The organism is Nonomuraea maritima, assembly GCF_900100395.1.
GTDB classification, from domain to species: Bacteria; Actinomycetota; Actinomycetes; order Streptosporangiales; family Streptosporangiaceae; genus Nonomuraea; species Nonomuraea maritima.
Genome location: NZ_FNFB01000012.1, coordinates 59777 through 74287, shown reverse-complemented (window position 1 = coordinate 74287; position 14511 = coordinate 59777). Strand labels below are relative to the sequence as shown.

Annotated in this window: 15 protein-coding genes; 4 read left to right on the top strand and 11 right to left on the bottom strand. The window is 68.9% G+C overall.

The window, feature by feature from the left end; translation table 11 throughout:
* Positions 1-169 precede the first annotated feature (169 nt).
* From BLR04_RS20370 to BLR04_RS20350, 5 genes are all read right to left on the bottom strand, one after another.
* A complete protein-coding gene (locus BLR04_RS20370) occupies positions 170-394 on the bottom strand; it encodes a hypothetical protein (protein ID WP_218129089.1) in 225 nt (74 codons plus the stop codon).
* Positions 395-452: 58 nt separating this feature from the next.
* Complete coding sequence (locus BLR04_RS20365) at positions 453-1160, bottom strand: DUF4241 domain-containing protein (RefSeq protein ID WP_176903196.1); 708 nt, start codon at positions 1158-1160, stop codon at positions 453-455.
* Between the two features lie 940 nt (positions 1161-2100).
* Positions 2101-3612: a glycerol kinase GlpK gene (gene glpK, locus BLR04_RS20360; protein WP_090767775.1), complete on the bottom strand. Its 1512-nt coding sequence runs from the start codon at positions 3610-3612 to the stop codon at positions 2101-2103.
* Positions 3613-3669: 57 nt separating this feature from the next.
* On the bottom strand, positions 3670-4482 hold the full coding sequence (locus BLR04_RS20355) for an MIP/aquaporin family protein (RefSeq protein WP_090767514.1): 813 nt from the start codon (positions 4480-4482) through the stop codon (positions 3670-3672).
* 112 nt (positions 4483-4594) lie between these two features.
* Positions 4595-5050 carry a GNAT family N-acetyltransferase gene (locus BLR04_RS20350; protein WP_090767512.1) on the bottom strand — a complete coding sequence of 152 codons (456 nt, stop codon included), beginning with the start codon at positions 5048-5050 and terminating at the stop codon, positions 4595-4597.
* A 229-nt stretch (positions 5051-5279) separates the two neighbouring features.
* On the opposite strand from BLR04_RS20350, the gene BLR04_RS20345 reads away from it, so the two are divergent.
* Positions 5280-7394, top strand: coding sequence for an ATP-binding protein (locus BLR04_RS20345; RefSeq protein WP_245740364.1), 2115 nt, complete (start codon positions 5280-5282; stop codon positions 7392-7394).
* A 19-nt stretch (positions 7395-7413) separates the two neighbouring features.
* On the opposite strand, the gene BLR04_RS20340 is transcribed toward BLR04_RS20345, so the two are convergent.
* A complete protein-coding gene (locus tag BLR04_RS20340) occupies positions 7414-8283 on the bottom strand; it encodes a terpene synthase family protein (protein WP_143022114.1) in 870 nt (289 codons plus the stop codon).
* Positions 8284-8486: 203 nt separating this feature from the next.
* The gene (locus BLR04_RS20335) at positions 8487-8861 is read right to left on the bottom strand and encodes an ankyrin repeat domain-containing protein (RefSeq protein ID WP_090767504.1); all 375 of its coding nucleotides are present in this window, start codon (positions 8859-8861) and stop codon (positions 8487-8489) included.
* A gap of 94 nt (positions 8862-8955) precedes the next feature.
* Between BLR04_RS20335 and BLR04_RS20330 the strand changes: the two genes are divergently transcribed.
* Positions 8956-9855, top strand: a complete 900-nt coding sequence (locus BLR04_RS20330; protein ID WP_176903195.1) for a proteasome assembly chaperone family protein — start codon at positions 8956-8958, stop codon at positions 9853-9855.
* Between the two features lie 60 nt (positions 9856-9915).
* The gene (locus BLR04_RS20325) at positions 9916-10956 is read left to right on the top strand and encodes a Gfo/Idh/MocA family oxidoreductase (protein WP_090767501.1); all 1041 of its coding nucleotides are present in this window, start codon (positions 9916-9918) and stop codon (positions 10954-10956) included.
* A gap of 22 nt (positions 10957-10978) precedes the next feature.
* On the opposite strand, the gene BLR04_RS20320 is transcribed toward BLR04_RS20325, so the two are convergent.
* From BLR04_RS20320 to tnpA, 4 genes are read right to left on the bottom strand one after another with little or no spacing between them, the layout of a single operon-like run.
* Entirely contained in the window at positions 10979-11779 is an 801-nt protein-coding gene (locus BLR04_RS20320; protein WP_090767499.1) for a tyrosine-protein phosphatase, read from the bottom strand.
* A gap of 9 nt (positions 11780-11788) precedes the next feature.
* Complete coding sequence (locus BLR04_RS20315) at positions 11789-12700, bottom strand: RNA-guided endonuclease InsQ/TnpB family protein (protein ID WP_245740363.1); 912 nt, start codon at positions 12698-12700, stop codon at positions 11789-11791.
* Between the two features lie 11 nt (positions 12701-12711).
* Positions 12712-13002: a helix-turn-helix domain-containing protein gene (locus BLR04_RS41860; RefSeq protein WP_245740362.1), complete on the bottom strand. Its 291-nt coding sequence runs from the start codon at positions 13000-13002 to the stop codon at positions 12712-12714.
* Positions 12995-13402 carry an IS200/IS605 family transposase gene (tnpA, locus tag BLR04_RS20310; protein ID WP_090767496.1) on the bottom strand — a complete coding sequence of 136 codons (408 nt, stop codon included), beginning with the start codon at positions 13400-13402 and terminating at the stop codon, positions 12995-12997. The genes BLR04_RS41860 and tnpA overlap by 8 nt, the downstream gene beginning before the upstream one ends.
* A gap of 283 nt (positions 13403-13685) precedes the next feature.
* On the opposite strand from tnpA, the gene BLR04_RS20305 reads away from it, so the two are divergent.
* Positions 13686-14507 carry a hypothetical protein gene (locus BLR04_RS20305; RefSeq protein ID WP_090767494.1) on the top strand — a complete coding sequence of 274 codons (822 nt, stop codon included), beginning with the start codon at positions 13686-13688 and terminating at the stop codon, positions 14505-14507.
* Positions 14508-14511: the final 4 nt, after the last annotated feature.

Genomic DNA, 14511 nt, shown 5'->3' with positions numbered 1-14511 from the left:
GCGGGCCCGCGTCCAACCGACCCGCCCCCACTCCCCCACCAAGGCGAACACCACCGAAGCCCGGCCGGCGCACTCCCACGCCCCCTGCGAGAAGAACCGGACCTGAGCCGACCAGCACCACCTCAGTCCACCGGCGAACAGCCCCGAGGCTCGGTCAGCGCGGCCCCTTTCAGACCGCCCCGAAGGTGACCATCTCGATGCTGCCCGGACCCCGCACGAAGCGGCGCATGGCGTCCGCTGTCAGTGCCCGGCCGACCCCCTGCCCCCTCGCCTGCTCCGAGACGACAAGCCAGCGGCCCGGCTGCTCAACCATCGGACCGAACCAGTGCTCCACTTGAGCTGCCAGGCCAAGAAAGCCGGGAAAGTCGTGCTCTGCCGCGAGTCCGACGATCACCCGAGCAGTATGACGAGACGGGGCCTGATGTGGCACTGGGTCGCGCGGTCGAGAGCAGTCACGGCCCGAGCGGGTCGAGGGGTTCGGACTCGTTCAGGACGAGAAAGTCGACGACCACCGCGGTGATCCGGCCGTCGTCGTCGCGGCCGAACCACACCGGGTAGGCGCCGTCGCCGAAACCCGACTCGCAGGCAGTCAAGGCCGGCTCGCCGGCGGGCCCGGTCAGTGTCACGGTCCGGGTTCCCGCGACGAGCGGTTCGGGCCCGCTGCCGCACAGCAGGTCGATCCAGGCGGTGCCGCCCTCGCCACTGCCCAGCACGGTGGCGAAGTGGTTCAGCAGCGATGCGTCGAACAGGCACCCCATTGCGCCGTCGACCCCGAACCCGAAGAACTCTTCGTCGCCGAGTTCGCTGAGGTCCTGTTCGGGAAGCAACGCCTGCTCCCAGTGGACGGTCGGCGCGTCATGCACGACGAGCACGGCCGCGCAGACCCGAACGTGGTCGGGGTCGTCGGAGAACCGTACGACCGACAGCCGCAGCGGATAGCGCCCAGGGGGAACCGTCTGCGTGAAGGCCGTGAAGTCCTGCGGAAACAACAGTCCCGTGGGATCGCCGGCGATGAGGCTGCCGGTCGGCAGCACCAACTCCCCCTTGTCGTGGATCTCGGTGACGACCAGTTGGCCCGTCGGGCCGACGAACCGGATGCCGCCCACGAAGAACGCATCGGGATATGCGGGGCACAGTGGGCCAGAGCGCTGCGGACTCACCAGGTTCTCCTGTCACCCCGAATGCGCCGGCATCCGGCCGGCCACCTCGCGAAGGATGGTTGCTTGTTCCTCTGCGTGCGACTACTGCTCACTGACATGCCTGGCCCGATCAGTCCTCAAGTGCTGCCCACCTGACCGGCAAACGCTACAGCGACTCCCGTGCAAGATCAGAATTCGGATTTCGTACCTGCACGGCCGGCGCCGCGAAGTGCGAGGTCCTCGTCTGTCGATGGGCGCGCCCATCAGCCACGCATCGATCCGCGTGAAGTCCGGCCGGCTCGACCCCCCTACGCTCCCTCCCGAGAAGAACAGGACCCCCAGCCGGCAGCACCGTCCCACGCCCCCTTACCGAAGTCGGGTCGGTGCGGCTCCCACGGCTGGGACGCGCCGTGGGCGGTGCGGGTCGGGAGGGTCTGCGGCCCCCAACGCGATGACCCGACCGGGTCCACGAGCCCGCCCGAGGCGAGCGGGGTGAGCTGACAGTGCCGTCGCCCCGTCCAGGCCGACCTGGACGGGGCGATGAGCCCTCGAGCCGCAGCCCGGTGGAGCAGAGTGTCGGCGCCGGCGAGGTGCCGGCGCACTCCCGTGGCCGTCGCCCATGCGCCGACCGTGGCAGCAGCCCAGCCAGTCATGACGAGGCGGCAACGTCCGCGCACCCAACCAGGACGGGCCGCGCGACGGCGAGATGCCCGTGCACACGCGCGGCCGTCACCCACGCGCCAACCACCCCCGCCGCCCAGCGTGGCCAGGCGAACGGGGTGGCGGCGTTGTGAGCACGGCCGGACGGGTCGAAGCGAGGTGGCGGCGTTGTCAGGCTCGGACGGGCGGGCCCGACGAGGTGGCGGCCTCGTGGGCCGCCTGGGGGCGATGGTTCCGGGCAGAGGGCGATGCTCCAGGCCCGGGGTTGGTAGTCCCGGCCCGGGGCGATAGGTGAGGTTCGTCAGTCGGGGTCGGTCCAGTCGAAGGACTTGGTGACGGCTTTTTTCCAGCCGGTGTAGCCCTTTTCGCGTTCCTGCTCGGTCCAGGTGGGTTCCCAGCGGCGGTCCTCGGCCCAGTGGGCGCGTAGTTCGTCGGTGTCGCGCCAGAAGCCGACGGCCAGGCCGGCGGCGTACGCGGCCCCGAGCGCCGTCGTCTCCGAGACGACCGGACGGCTGACCGGCACGCCGAGGATGTCCGACTGGAGTTGCATGCACAGGTCGTTGGCGGTGACCCCGCCGTCCACCTTCAGCACGTCGAGCGCCACGCCCGAGTCCTGCTCCATGGCCTCGACGACGTCGCGGCTCTGGTAGCAGATCGACTCGAGGGTGGCGCGCGCCAGGTGGGCGTCGTTGTTGTAGCGCGACAGGCCCACGATGGCGCCGCGCGCGTCGGCCCGCCAGTACGGGGCGAACAGCCCGGAGAACGCCGGCACGAAGTACATGCCGCCGTTGTCCTCGACCTGCCGGGCCAGCGTCTCGACCTGTTCGGCGGAGGTGATGACGTGCAGCTGGTCGCGCAGCCACTGCACGGCCGAGCCGGTCACCGCGATCGAGCCCTCCAGCGCGAACACCGCGGGCTGGTCGCCGAACTTGTACGCCACGGTGGTGAGCAGGCCGCTCTTGGAGCGTACGGGCGTCGTGCCGGTGTTGAGCAGCAGGAAGTTGCCGGTGCCGTAGGTGTTCTTGGCCTCGCCTGGCGCGAAGCACACCTGTCCGACGGTGGCGGCCTGCTGGTCGCCCAGGATGGCGGTGATCGGCACCGGGGCGTTGACGGCCTGGGAGGCGACGCCGTACCCGGCGGGGTCGGACGACGGGCGGATCTCGGGCAGCATCTGACGCGGGATGCCGAAGAACGACAGCAGTTCGTCGTCCCAGTCGAGCGTGTCGAGGTCCATGAGCATCGTCCGGCTGGCGTTGGTCACGTCGGTGACGTGGACGCCGCCGTCGACGCCGCCGGTGAGGTTCCACACGACCCAGGTGTCGGTGTTGCCGAAGACGGCCTCGCCCCGCTCGGCGGCCTCGCGGACGCCTTCGACGTTCTCCAGGATCCACTGGATCTTGCCGCCGGAGAAGTACGCCTCGGGCCGCAGTCCGGTGCGGTCGCGGATGATCTGGCCGCGGTCGTCGCGATCGAGCGCCGCGGCGATCCCCGCGGTACGGGTGTCCTGCCAGACGATCGCGTTGTAGTACGGCCGGCCGGTGCGCCGGTTCCACACCACCGTGGTCTCGCGCTGGTTGGTGATGCCCATCGCGGCGAGGTCGCTCGCCTGCAGGTTGCTGCGCTGGAGCGTGCTCTGGATCACGGCGGCGGCCCTGGTCCAGATCTCTATGGGGTTGTGCTCGACCCAGCCCGCCCTGGGCAGGATCTGCTCGTGCTCGAGCTGGAACTTGGCTACCTCGGCACCCTCGTGATCGAAGATCATGAAGCGGGTGCTCGTGGTGCCCTGATCGATGGCACCCACGAATTCGGGCATGTCGTCCTCCATAAGGGCTGGATCGAGGCTTGACCCCCGTCACTCAGGGTGGCCGGCTCACGGGTTGTCGGAGGGCTTCACCACGTCGCGGTTCACGTCCATGGGCAGGAACCGGGCGATCGCGAGCTGGTAGAGGCCCGCGCCGACGGCCGCGCCGATCAGGGGGGCCACGATGGGCACCCACCAGTAGAAGTCGCCGTACTGATCTCGCCAGGCTCCGCCGTACCCGGTGAGGAAGCTCGCCAGACGCGGCCCGAAGTCACGCGCCGGGTTGATCGCGTAGCCGGCGTTCGTACCGAACGCCATGCCGATCCCGACGATGAGCAGGCCGATGACGAACGGCCCCATGTTCGCGCTCGGCGCCATGTTGTCGAGGTCCGACAGCGCGAAGATGACGAAGAGCAGGATGGCGGTGCCGATGATCTGGTCGCGGAAGCCGCCCCACATGCCCACCGGGAGGGTGCCGTTGCCGGGAAGGGTGGAGAAGACCGTCTGGGTCTTGATCGTGTGCCCGGGGTCCACCATGGTGAGGACCTCGTTGTAGTTCCACCGCACGATGAGCGCCGCGACGAACGCGCCTGCGGTCTGCGCGAGCGCGTACGGCACGACCTTCTTCCACGGGAAGCCACGGAAGAGGGCGAAGGCCAGGGTGACGGCCGGGTTGATGTGCGCGCCGGTCGTGCGGCCGGCGACGTACACACCCATCGCGACACCGATGCCCCACGCCCAGGCGATGCTGTCGTGGTCGCCGAGCTGTCCGGCGACGACCTGTGCGACGACTCCGACACCGAACAGGATGAGCACCGCCGTGCCGGCGAACTCGGCTACCAATTCCCCCGCGAGTCCCATGCGTTTCAAGCGTTCTGCCATCGCCCGTTCCCCTTCCTCCGGCGAACGCGAATGCCCTGATCCATTCCCGCATTTCGACGAATGCATACGGGCATGTCAGAGATTTCCACAGAAAGTGGAAAAGATCGCTTGGTCAGATCTCCCGGACGAAGGTGACCATGCTGCGGCCTGGGCCGTGATAACCGTCCACGGGGTCGCCGGCCGCGAAGCCCATGCGGCGATGGAAGGCGACGGAGGCCGCGTTGACAGGCGAGGTGATGGCCCGTACGACGTGCCTGCCATCGGCACGGGCGAGGTCGAAGAAGCGCTCGTACATGACGCGGCCGAGGTGGCTCGCGCGCACCTCGGGCGCGACGCCCACGAAATGGATGTACGCCTCCCCCGGCAGGGACGGCGACATGAACCCGACGAGGAACCCCACCATCTCGTCACCCTGTTCGGCGATCAGGCTGGTCCGGTGGAAATGGTCAAGAAAGAGCCGCGGCAAAGCGGGCAACACCGGACGCCCCCACCACTCGTCGACCACGGCGGTGATGGCGTCGTAGTCGGCCGGAGTGGCGGCGCGCAGGGAACGGGTGAGGTCGGGCAAGGCTCAGCCCCAGTGAGGCGGCCTGTTCTCGAGGTAGAACGCGTCCTGGTCGTCCCGCGACCAGTCACCCCACCCCAGGTCGAGGTCGTCGGACGTCTGCTCGGGTAGGAAATCTTCCACGGATGACATGCTACCTGGGCGTACAAACCGGTACCTGGTGTCTCCCTTGCTACGGGGACAGGTCCGGATCACGGCGGTACGATACGAAGGCAGGTGTCGCCTACCCCCCGTGAGGCTGCGCATGGCCACCCCGACCGGCTGGCGGCGAGAAGGCAATCTACCGGCGGAGCTCACCAGCTTCGTGGGCAGGACCCGACTCCTCGCCAACCTCAAACGGCACCTCAGCGAGTCACGTCTGGTGACCGTGACCGGCATCGGCGGCGTGGGCAAGTCCCGCACGGTGCTGCGCCTCGCCCACCAGGTGCGCGCGAGCTACCCCGACGGCGTCTGGTTCGCCGACCTTGCCCGGCTGCAGGACGCGGGCATGGTCAAGCACACCATCGCCTCCGCGCTCGGCATCGCCGACCAGTCCTCGCGCGCCGAGTCAGAGACGCTCGCCGAGTGGGTCGGCGAGCGCGACATGCTGCTCATCATCGACACCTGCGAACACCTCATCCAGGGCTGCGCCGAGCTGGTGCACGAGCTGCTCGAGGCCGCGCCCAACCTGAAGGTGCTGGCGACCAGCCGCCAGTCGCTCAACCTGCCGTACGAGCACGTCGTGCCGGTGCCGCCGCTGCAGGTGCCCGGCGACGACCCGACCGAGAGCCTGTTCACCAACGAGTCCGTCCAGCTCTTCGCCGACCGGGCCGGGGCGAGCGTGCCCGAATTCGTGCTCGACGAGGACAACATCGGCGCGATCGCCGAACTGTGCCGCCGCCTCGACGGCATCCCGCTGGCGATCGAGCTGGCCGCCGTACGTCTGCGCGCCCTGTCGGTCGACCAGGTACTCGGGCTGCTGACCGACCGCTTCAGCCTGCTGGCCGGGGCGAGCCGTACGGCACTGCCCCGCCACCAGACGCTGCGCGCGGCCATCGGCTGGAGCCACGAGCTGTGCGAGCCGGAGGAGCGGCTGCTGTGGGCCCGGCTGTCGGTGTTCGCCGGCGACTTCGAACTCGACGCGGCCCGCTTCGTCTGCTCCGACAGCCGCCTGTCCGCCGAGCGCATCACCGACCTCATCGGGGGCTTGGTCGAGAAGTCCATCCTGATGATCCGCAGCAACCACGCCGGCGTGCGCTACAAACTGATCGACACCCTCGCCGAGTACGGCCAGGAGTGGCTCGAGAAGCTCGGCCAGTCCGAGCAGATGCAGCAGCGGCACCTGGAGTACTACCTGAGCCTCGCCCAGCGCGGCGAGGAGGCCTGGTCAGGCCCGCGACAGATCTACTGGTTCATTCGCATGCGCCAGGAGCACGACAATGTCCGAAGCGCACTCGATTACGCACTGCGGACTCCTGGCAAGGAGCCACTGGCGTTGACGTTGCTGTCGTCGCTCTGGTTCATGTGGGTTTGCTGTGGATTCGCCCGCGAAGGCCGCCTCTATCTGGAGCGGGCGCTGGTCGCCAACCCCAAGGCGAGCAAGGAGCGGTGCAAGGCCCTTTGGGTGCTCTCCTACGTGCGTAGCTGCCAAGGCGACAGCGTGGGAGCGCTCACGGCGGCCGAGCATTGCAGCACCGAAGCGGTCAAGGTCGGAGACTCGCGTGCGGTGATCCTGTCTTCCAAGATGCAGGGCACGGCGGCGCTGCTCCAGGGTGATCTCCAGAAGGCCAGCGCGCTGCTGGGCGTGGCGATCGAATTCAACACCGAGAACAAGGAGCTCAATCCCGGCCTGCTGCCCGCCGTCGTCGAGCTCGCGATCGTGCTCACCTCGCAGGGCGAGCTGTACGAGGCTGAGTCCCTCCTGGTGGACTGTCTACAGGTCTGTGTGGAACGCGGCGAGCTGTGGGTCGGTTCTTATGCGAACTGGGCGCTGTCCGTGACCAGGCTGCACACGAAGCGGACAGACCTGGCGCTGGGAAACGCCCGAGAGAGCCTTCGAATCAAACGGCACTTCCACGACACGCTCGGAACCCTCATCACGCTCGAGACGGTGGCGCGGATCTACGCGGCGGTGGAGCGAGTGGATGTCGCGTCTATGCTGCTCGGCGCACTGCACCAGAACTGGCGCTCGGCGGGCTTGCCGATGCTGGGGGCACCGTTCCTGACGGTCGACCATGAGAAGTGCGTCAAGGAGTGTGAGCGGCGCCTGGGCGTCGATGGTTACAAACAGGCTTTCGTGCTGGGCACCGAACTCGACCTAGACGAGGCGACCACGCTCGCACTGGGCGACCTGGACGCCTCGTCGTAGGGTCAAGGGGCGGGCAGGGTCAGGACGCTTGGAGCCACTGGGTGCTCGTCGGCCACGCCTTGATGTAGCGCGCGCTGCCGAGCGAGTACTCGATGTGGCCCCGCACCCAGTGTTCGAGGCCTTGCACGTAGGCGAGCACCGCAGGTGAACCCCAGGTCTCGACCGAGGCGCGTAGCCTCACCATCTCCGCGACGGCGTGGTCGTGCATCAGCGCCACTTCGTCGAGAGCCTCCTGCAGGGAGTAGCCGCGATGGGTCATCAGCACGTTCACCAAGTTGTGGCGGGCTTTGTCGTGCTCCCGTTCCTTGGCATACGAAAAGAGGTCGTTGTCCCACACGACCAGGTCGTTGGCGTGCTCGGTGAGGGCCCGGATGTCGGGGTGGTGCCATTCCTCGGGGCCTAGCCGCTGATGGCCCGCGATGTCGATGAGGGCGTACACCGGATACATGGCGCCGGTGCGCCGACGCATGAACACGTAGTCCTCAGGAGTGGGAACCACATCCGACTCCCGGTTCGCCGCCTCCCACACCTGGGCGAAGATGTACTCCTTCGTCGCGGTGCACCACCGGTCGAGCTGATCGCGCTCGGCATGTACCTCGATGCGGCCCTTGAGCTCTTGGAGGGACTTGGCGAAGACGTTCGTGACGGGCTCGTCGGACTCGATGTCGTGGAGGACACGGAACATCTCCGGGAGGGCACGGGCGATGAGGCCTGTGTGCTTGCTGAACGTCTCCGACTCACAGAAGCCGTCGTCGAAGGCGAAGAGCCAGATACACCAGTCCATGAGGAGCTTGAGCATGTCTCGGTCCACGAGCGGATACGCTCGCGCGGTGAGCCAGCCGAACTGGGCGCTCCGGTATCGGTCGAGTATCTCCGGCTCCTGCAGCATGCCGGACTCCAGCAACCATCGGAAACTGTCTTCGCTCGCCTCTGTGACATGCGGATTTACTTGGCTTTCGAAGGGGCAGCGTAATGCGGGAATACGGAGGGGATGGCGCGCAGATGTAATGCCCATAAACGCATGGTCGACGCCTGAGTCCATATTGGCTATATAGCGTGATGTAACCTCTTTATTACGTTTAAGACATGTCCTTATGCGCCCAGCCACTCCTGAACATTGAACAGCCTCGCGGTTTCCATCGCGGACGGCCGGCCTGCGTGGGGGTTGGCGCCGGCGGCCAGTAGGGCTTGGACGACTGTGGGTTCCTTTTTGAAGACTGCGCCGGCCAGCGGGGTTTGGCCGCGGTCGTTCGGGCGGTCGGGGTCGGCGCCGTGGTCGGTGAGCATGCGTACGGTGTCCGCGTGGCCGTGGTAGGCCGCCAGCATCAGCAGGGTGTCGCCCTTGTCGTTGGCCAGGTTGGCAGACACCCCCGCCTCCACGTACGCGCGCAGCGTCTCGGTCTCGCCCTCCCGGGCCAGGTTGAACACCCTGGTGGCGAGCTCCACGACCTCCGGGTCTTCGTCCATGTCTTACATTCTGCCTCGATAGGGTGCCCTGCACGGAATCGTTCCGGTACGTCATGGGTTCTGGTGATGCGTACCTACGGAAAGGCTGTCCAACGTGTTCGACCCGATGGATCTCTACGAGCTCGCCGACGAGGTGCCCGAGCTGACTGATCCGGTGTTGCTGTATCACTTCGAGGGTTTCGTTGACGCTGGTGGCGCAGGACGTCTCGCGGTGGGCCACCTGCTGGCCGAGCTGGAGCACCAAGTTGTGGCGACGTTCGACGTGGACCGGCTGCTCGACTACCGGTCCCGCCGGCCGGTCATGACGTTCGACACCGACCGCTGGGTCGAGTGCGAGTCCCCCGAGCTGTCCGTCCACGCCGCGAAAGACGCGACGGGCACGCCGTTCCTGCTGCTGAGCGGGCCCGAGCCGGACCGTGAGTGGGAGCTGTTCACCCGGGCGGTGGGCGAGCTGGTCGAGAGGCTGAAGGTGAGCAAGCTCGTGACGCTGCACGGCATCCCCATGGCGGTCCCCCACACGAGGCCGCTCGGCGTCACCGCGCACGCCACCCGGCCGGAGCTGATCAACACGCAGCCGAACGTCTTCGGACGGGTGCAGGTGCCCGGCAGCGCGGCGGCGCTGGTGGAGCTCCGGCTCGGCGCGAAGGGGCACGACGTGGTCGGGTACGCGGTGCACGTCCCCCACTACCTGTCGCAGGCCGAGTACCCGACCGCGGCCGTCACCGCCCTGGAGGCCGTGACGAGGTCGACGGGGCTCGTCTTCCCGCTGGACGCGCTGCGCGACGCGGCCGACCGTACGACGACGGAGATCGAGGAGCAGATCAGCGCCTCCAGCGAGCTGTCCACCGCCATCCGGGGGCTGGAGCAGCAGTACGACGCCTTCGCGGGCGGGGAGGAGCGGGAGAACCTGCTGGCCGAGACGACGCCCATGCCCACGGGCGACGAGCTCGCCGCCCAGTTCGAGCGGTTCCTCGCCGAGCGCGAGGAGGAGTAGGGTCCGCGCCCGGTTCGTCAGGCGGGCGGGTGAACGGGTGGGACGGGATAGCCTGGCGCGATGAGGGAGATTCGCGTCGGTCTGGTCGGTTACGGCGTTGCCGGGGCGTACTTCCACGCCCCTTTGATCCAGGCCACCCCCGGCCTGACGCTGTCGGCCGTGGTGACCCGCGACCCCGAACGCCAGGCCGAGGTCGGCGGCAGGTACGGCGCCGCCGCCGTGACCGACGTCCGCGACCTGTGGGAGCGTTGCGACCTCGTGGTGGTCGCCTCGCCGAACCGCACGCACGTGAGCACGGCCACCGCCGCGCTGTCCCACGGGCTTCCCGTCGTCGTGGACAAGCCGCTGGCCCGCACCGTCGCGGAGGGCCGCGAGCTCGTCCGGCTGGCGCGTGAGCGGGGGCTCATGCTGACGGTGTTCCACAACCGCCGCTGGGACGGGGACTTCCGGACGCTGCGACGGCTGGTGGCGGAGGGGCGGCTCGGCGACGTGCACCGCCTGGAGTCGCGCTTCGAGCGGTGGCGGCCGGTGCCCAAGGGCGGGTGGCGCGAGCGCGGCGGACCTGAGGAGGTCCCCGGCTTGCTCTACGACCTGGGCAGCCACCTCGTCGACCAGGCCGTCCAGTTGCTGGGGCCGGTGCGCGAGGTCTACTGCGAGAGCGACGTACGGCGGGCGGGGGTGACGGGGGACGACGACACGTTCATCGCGCTCACGCACGAGAGCGGCGCGCGTTCCCACCTGTGGGCCAGCTCGGTCGCAGCCCGGCTCGGCCCCCGCTTCCGCGTGCTCGGCTCGACGGCGGCGTTCGTCAAGCACGGCATGGACGTGCAGGAGGAGCGCCTGCGCGCCGGGATGACGCCCGATTCGCCGGGGTTCGGGGACGACGAGGAGGACCGGTGGGGCTTTCTCGGCACGCCGGGTGACCAGCAGCTCGTGCGCACCGACACCGGCACGTACCTCGACTTCTACCGGGGCGTGGCGGCGGCGCTGCGTGAGGGCGCCCCGCCGCCCGTCGACCCGGAGAGCGCGGTCGAGGTGCTGGCCGTCCTGGAGGCGGCCCGCCGCTCGGCCGCCGAACGAACGGTCGTCCAGCTGACCTGACCACGGCCGCACCCACCCTTGCTCAGTCGCGTAGGCGCGACTTCATGGCGGTGGTGTCGGCCGGGGTCCAGCCATGGTGGGTGAGCCAGGCCATCGGGCCGCCGAAGCGGGTGTCGAGGATGGTGAGGAAGCGTTCCATGTAGGCGGCCCGGGGGACGTGGTAGTCCGCGGGGCGGGAGTCGAGGTCGTCGCGGTATGCGTCGCTCTGACGGAGGCGCTTGAGTATCTGCTCCAGGCGTTCGCCGGTCGCCACGTAGTCCGCGACGATCGCCTCCCGGGTCACCCCGGTGATCTCCAGGGCCAGCGCCGACAGCACCCCCGTACGGTCCTTGCCGGCCGCGCAGTGCACGAGCGCGGCCCCGTCGTCCAGCGCCATCGCGCGCAGCGCCCCCACCACGGCGTCGGGCCGGTCGCGCAGGTAGCCGTAGTAGAAGCCGCTCACCCGCACCTCGTCGTCCGCGACCCGCCCCACCCCGGGCAGCACCCGGTCGCCGTCGACCCCCTCGGGGACGTCGGCGTCGACGTCGGTGCGCCGGCCGCCCTCGAGGAACAGCGTCAGGTGGTGGTGACGCACCTCGGGCACCCGGGCGAGCGGCCCCGGGCCTTCCAGCAGCACCTCGGCCGTCGAGCGCAGGTCGACGACGTGCCGCAGGTTCAGGTCGGCGACGAGCAGCCGTACGTCCGCGCGGGTGAGTCCTTGCAGGTTGTCGGCGCGGAAGACGCGCCCGAAGCGGGTCCGTCCGCCGTCGCGGGTGGGCAGCCCGCCGAGGTCGCGCGCGTTGACGGCGCCTTCAAGATCGATCCACCTTGTGATCTCCCTCATTGTCAGACCCTATATGTCCCTCAAACATGAGCAAATCCCTGCCGTATGAAGCAGCATGAACCTGTGACTCCTCCGCTCCCTGAAGGGAGCGGCTTCTCGCCAAGCCGCTCCCGCAGCCTGGCGAAGGGCAAGCCCTGCCCTGAGGATGTTGACCGCCGCGTTCACGTCGGCGTGCGCGGCATGCCCGCACGCCCTACAGGCGAACTCGGCCTGGGTGACGCGGTTCTCCTTCACGCAGTGCCCGCACCGGGCGCACGTGCGGGAGGTGTCGGCGGGATTCACCGCGATCAGCTCTCGACCGGCGCTTTCAGCCTTGTGCGCGAGGACCGTCAGGAACACCCCCCAACCCGCATCCAGAATCGAACGGTTGAGCCCGGACTTCTGCGCCACGTTGCGGCCGGGCGCTTCCATCGTGCCGGACGCCGAGCGGGTCATGTTCGCGATCCGCAGCTCCTCGTGCACGATCACGTCGTAGTCGCGGACCAGAGTGAGCGCAGCCTTGTGAGCGCCGTCGAGGCGCTGACGCCGCACCTTCGCATGCAGGGCAGCGACACGGGCCACGGCCTTGCGGCGGCGTTTGGAGCCGCGCTTCCTGCAGGCCAGGTCGCGCTGCGCGGCGGCGAGACGATCGGCAGTCGCGGCCAGATGGCGAGGGTTCGCCAGACGCTCACCGTCGGAGGTGGTGACCAGCGAGGCCACGCCCAGATCGACCCCGGCCACCGCGCCCGTGGCAGGCAGCGGCTCGGCCGGCACGTCATCACACGACAGCACCACATACCAGCGCGAGCCCTCCCGCTTCACGCTGATCGTCTTCACCCGGCCTTTGACCGGGCGGTGCTGGTGGACGCGGACGTGCCCGACGCCCTGCAACCGGACGTAGGACGCGGCGACGGCTGTCGGTGGGACTCCCAGCCCGAGCATCCCGCCGCGTCCTACGTCCGGACGCGGTCGAAGAACGCGCGAAACGCCTTGTCGAGGCGGCGCAGCGTGGCCTGCTGGGACGAGAACGACCACCGGCCCTGCCCGCCGGCATCATCGGCACGGATGTGCTTCAACTCGGCCGACTGCTCGCCGTACCGGACGCTCACACCCGCTGTGGCGTAGGCGGTGCGGCGGTGCTCCAGCGCGGCGTTGTACAGCGTACGGTGGTCCTCCAGGCACGCCGCCAGCGCCGCCGCCTGCTTGCTCGTGGGGCGCAGCAGGAACTTGAACGATCTACGCACGGCCACCGCCCTGGGGCCGCTCGTACCGAGTCTCGATGTAGCGCTGCACCGCCTCGGCCGACACCGCGCCGACCGTGGCCACGAAGAAGGACCGTGACCACAGTGTGGGCAGTCGGGAACGCAGGTGGCCGAACTCGGCGCGAAGGTGGTGGGAGGTGAAGCCCTTGAACTGGCTGGCCACGTACGAGGGCGAGTTCGTCGGGTGGGGCTTGACGAACAGGTGCACGTGGTCCGGCATCACCTCAACCGCCACGATCTCCCAACCGTGCCCGTCGGCCTTGGCACGGATCATCTCCTCCAGGCGGTCCTTCACCCGGCCGCCCAGGCCCGGGGGGCGGTACTTCGGGCACCACACCACGTGATAGCCGAGGTCATACGCCGCACCGGGGGAAGTGCGCACTTGCCGTGCCACACGATCCTTGTAACAGGGCTGTCCATCTCATGCGCGACGAACGGAGATCTTTGATGCGCAGACCAGGCAGGTCACTCCACGCTCGGGCCTTGGCGGCCCTCCCGCTCCCGATTCCCCCGTCGCCTGAAGGCGATGGTCCCCTCGGGAGAACCTGATGGATCCACGAGCTCTGCCCCCACGGCTGGTGATCGATCCTTCGCTGCCCCCGGAGACCTCGGCCGAACTCCTGTCGAGTCCGCACATACTTCGCCAGACACGGTCCGGAAAGCGCGTGAGCACCACGTCCCACCCCGCGCTGCTCTTCCTCGTGCCCGCCTCCCTCGTCTGCCTCTCGGTGCTCACGGACCGCCCGTGGGTGTTCGTGGCGGGGATCGGCGCGGGAGTGATCGTGTTATTCCGCTGGATCGCGACGGACAACACCTACCGCTCCACCAGACGCCGGCTGCAGCTGGCGCAGACGCACGCCGACCGGTACGTCCTGCCGGAGGACCTCGACCATCCGTGCCAGATGCTGCTGCACCGGGCGCAGAACGCCGTGGCGGCGATTCTCGGCTCCCACGTGCACCGCGCGGGCCTGATCGACAGCATCGACAACCAGGTGTCGCTGCCGGAGGAGATCTGGCAGATCGCCCATCGGCTGAGACGGCTGTCGGCCATGCACGCCGAGCACCGCAGGATCGTCCCCCGGGATCTGCCGCCCGGCATGGAGGAGGCGTTCAAGCCGTACACGACCGCGCTCGACGCCGCCTGGACGTCGCTCACCCGCCGCGTACGTCACCTGGAGAAGTACGCCAAACAGGTGATCAAGGCCGACACGGTCTACCACACGCACGCCCGGCTGGAGGCGATGGCCGCGAGGACGCCCGACTACCAGCAGCTCATCGCCGACACCGTGCGCGACGACCTGGCGCGCCGGCACATCAAGGAGCTGTCGGAGCAGGCGGCGCACGTGCGCAGGCAGTTCGAGGAGAGCATCGGGCAGGCCCGGCAGACCGCCGGTGAGCTGCTGAGCACGCCGTTCACCGACCCGCCCGCGCGCCCGCCCGAGTGGCCGCGCGACGCGACCCGCCGGGCGAGCGGGTACGGCGCCTGAACGC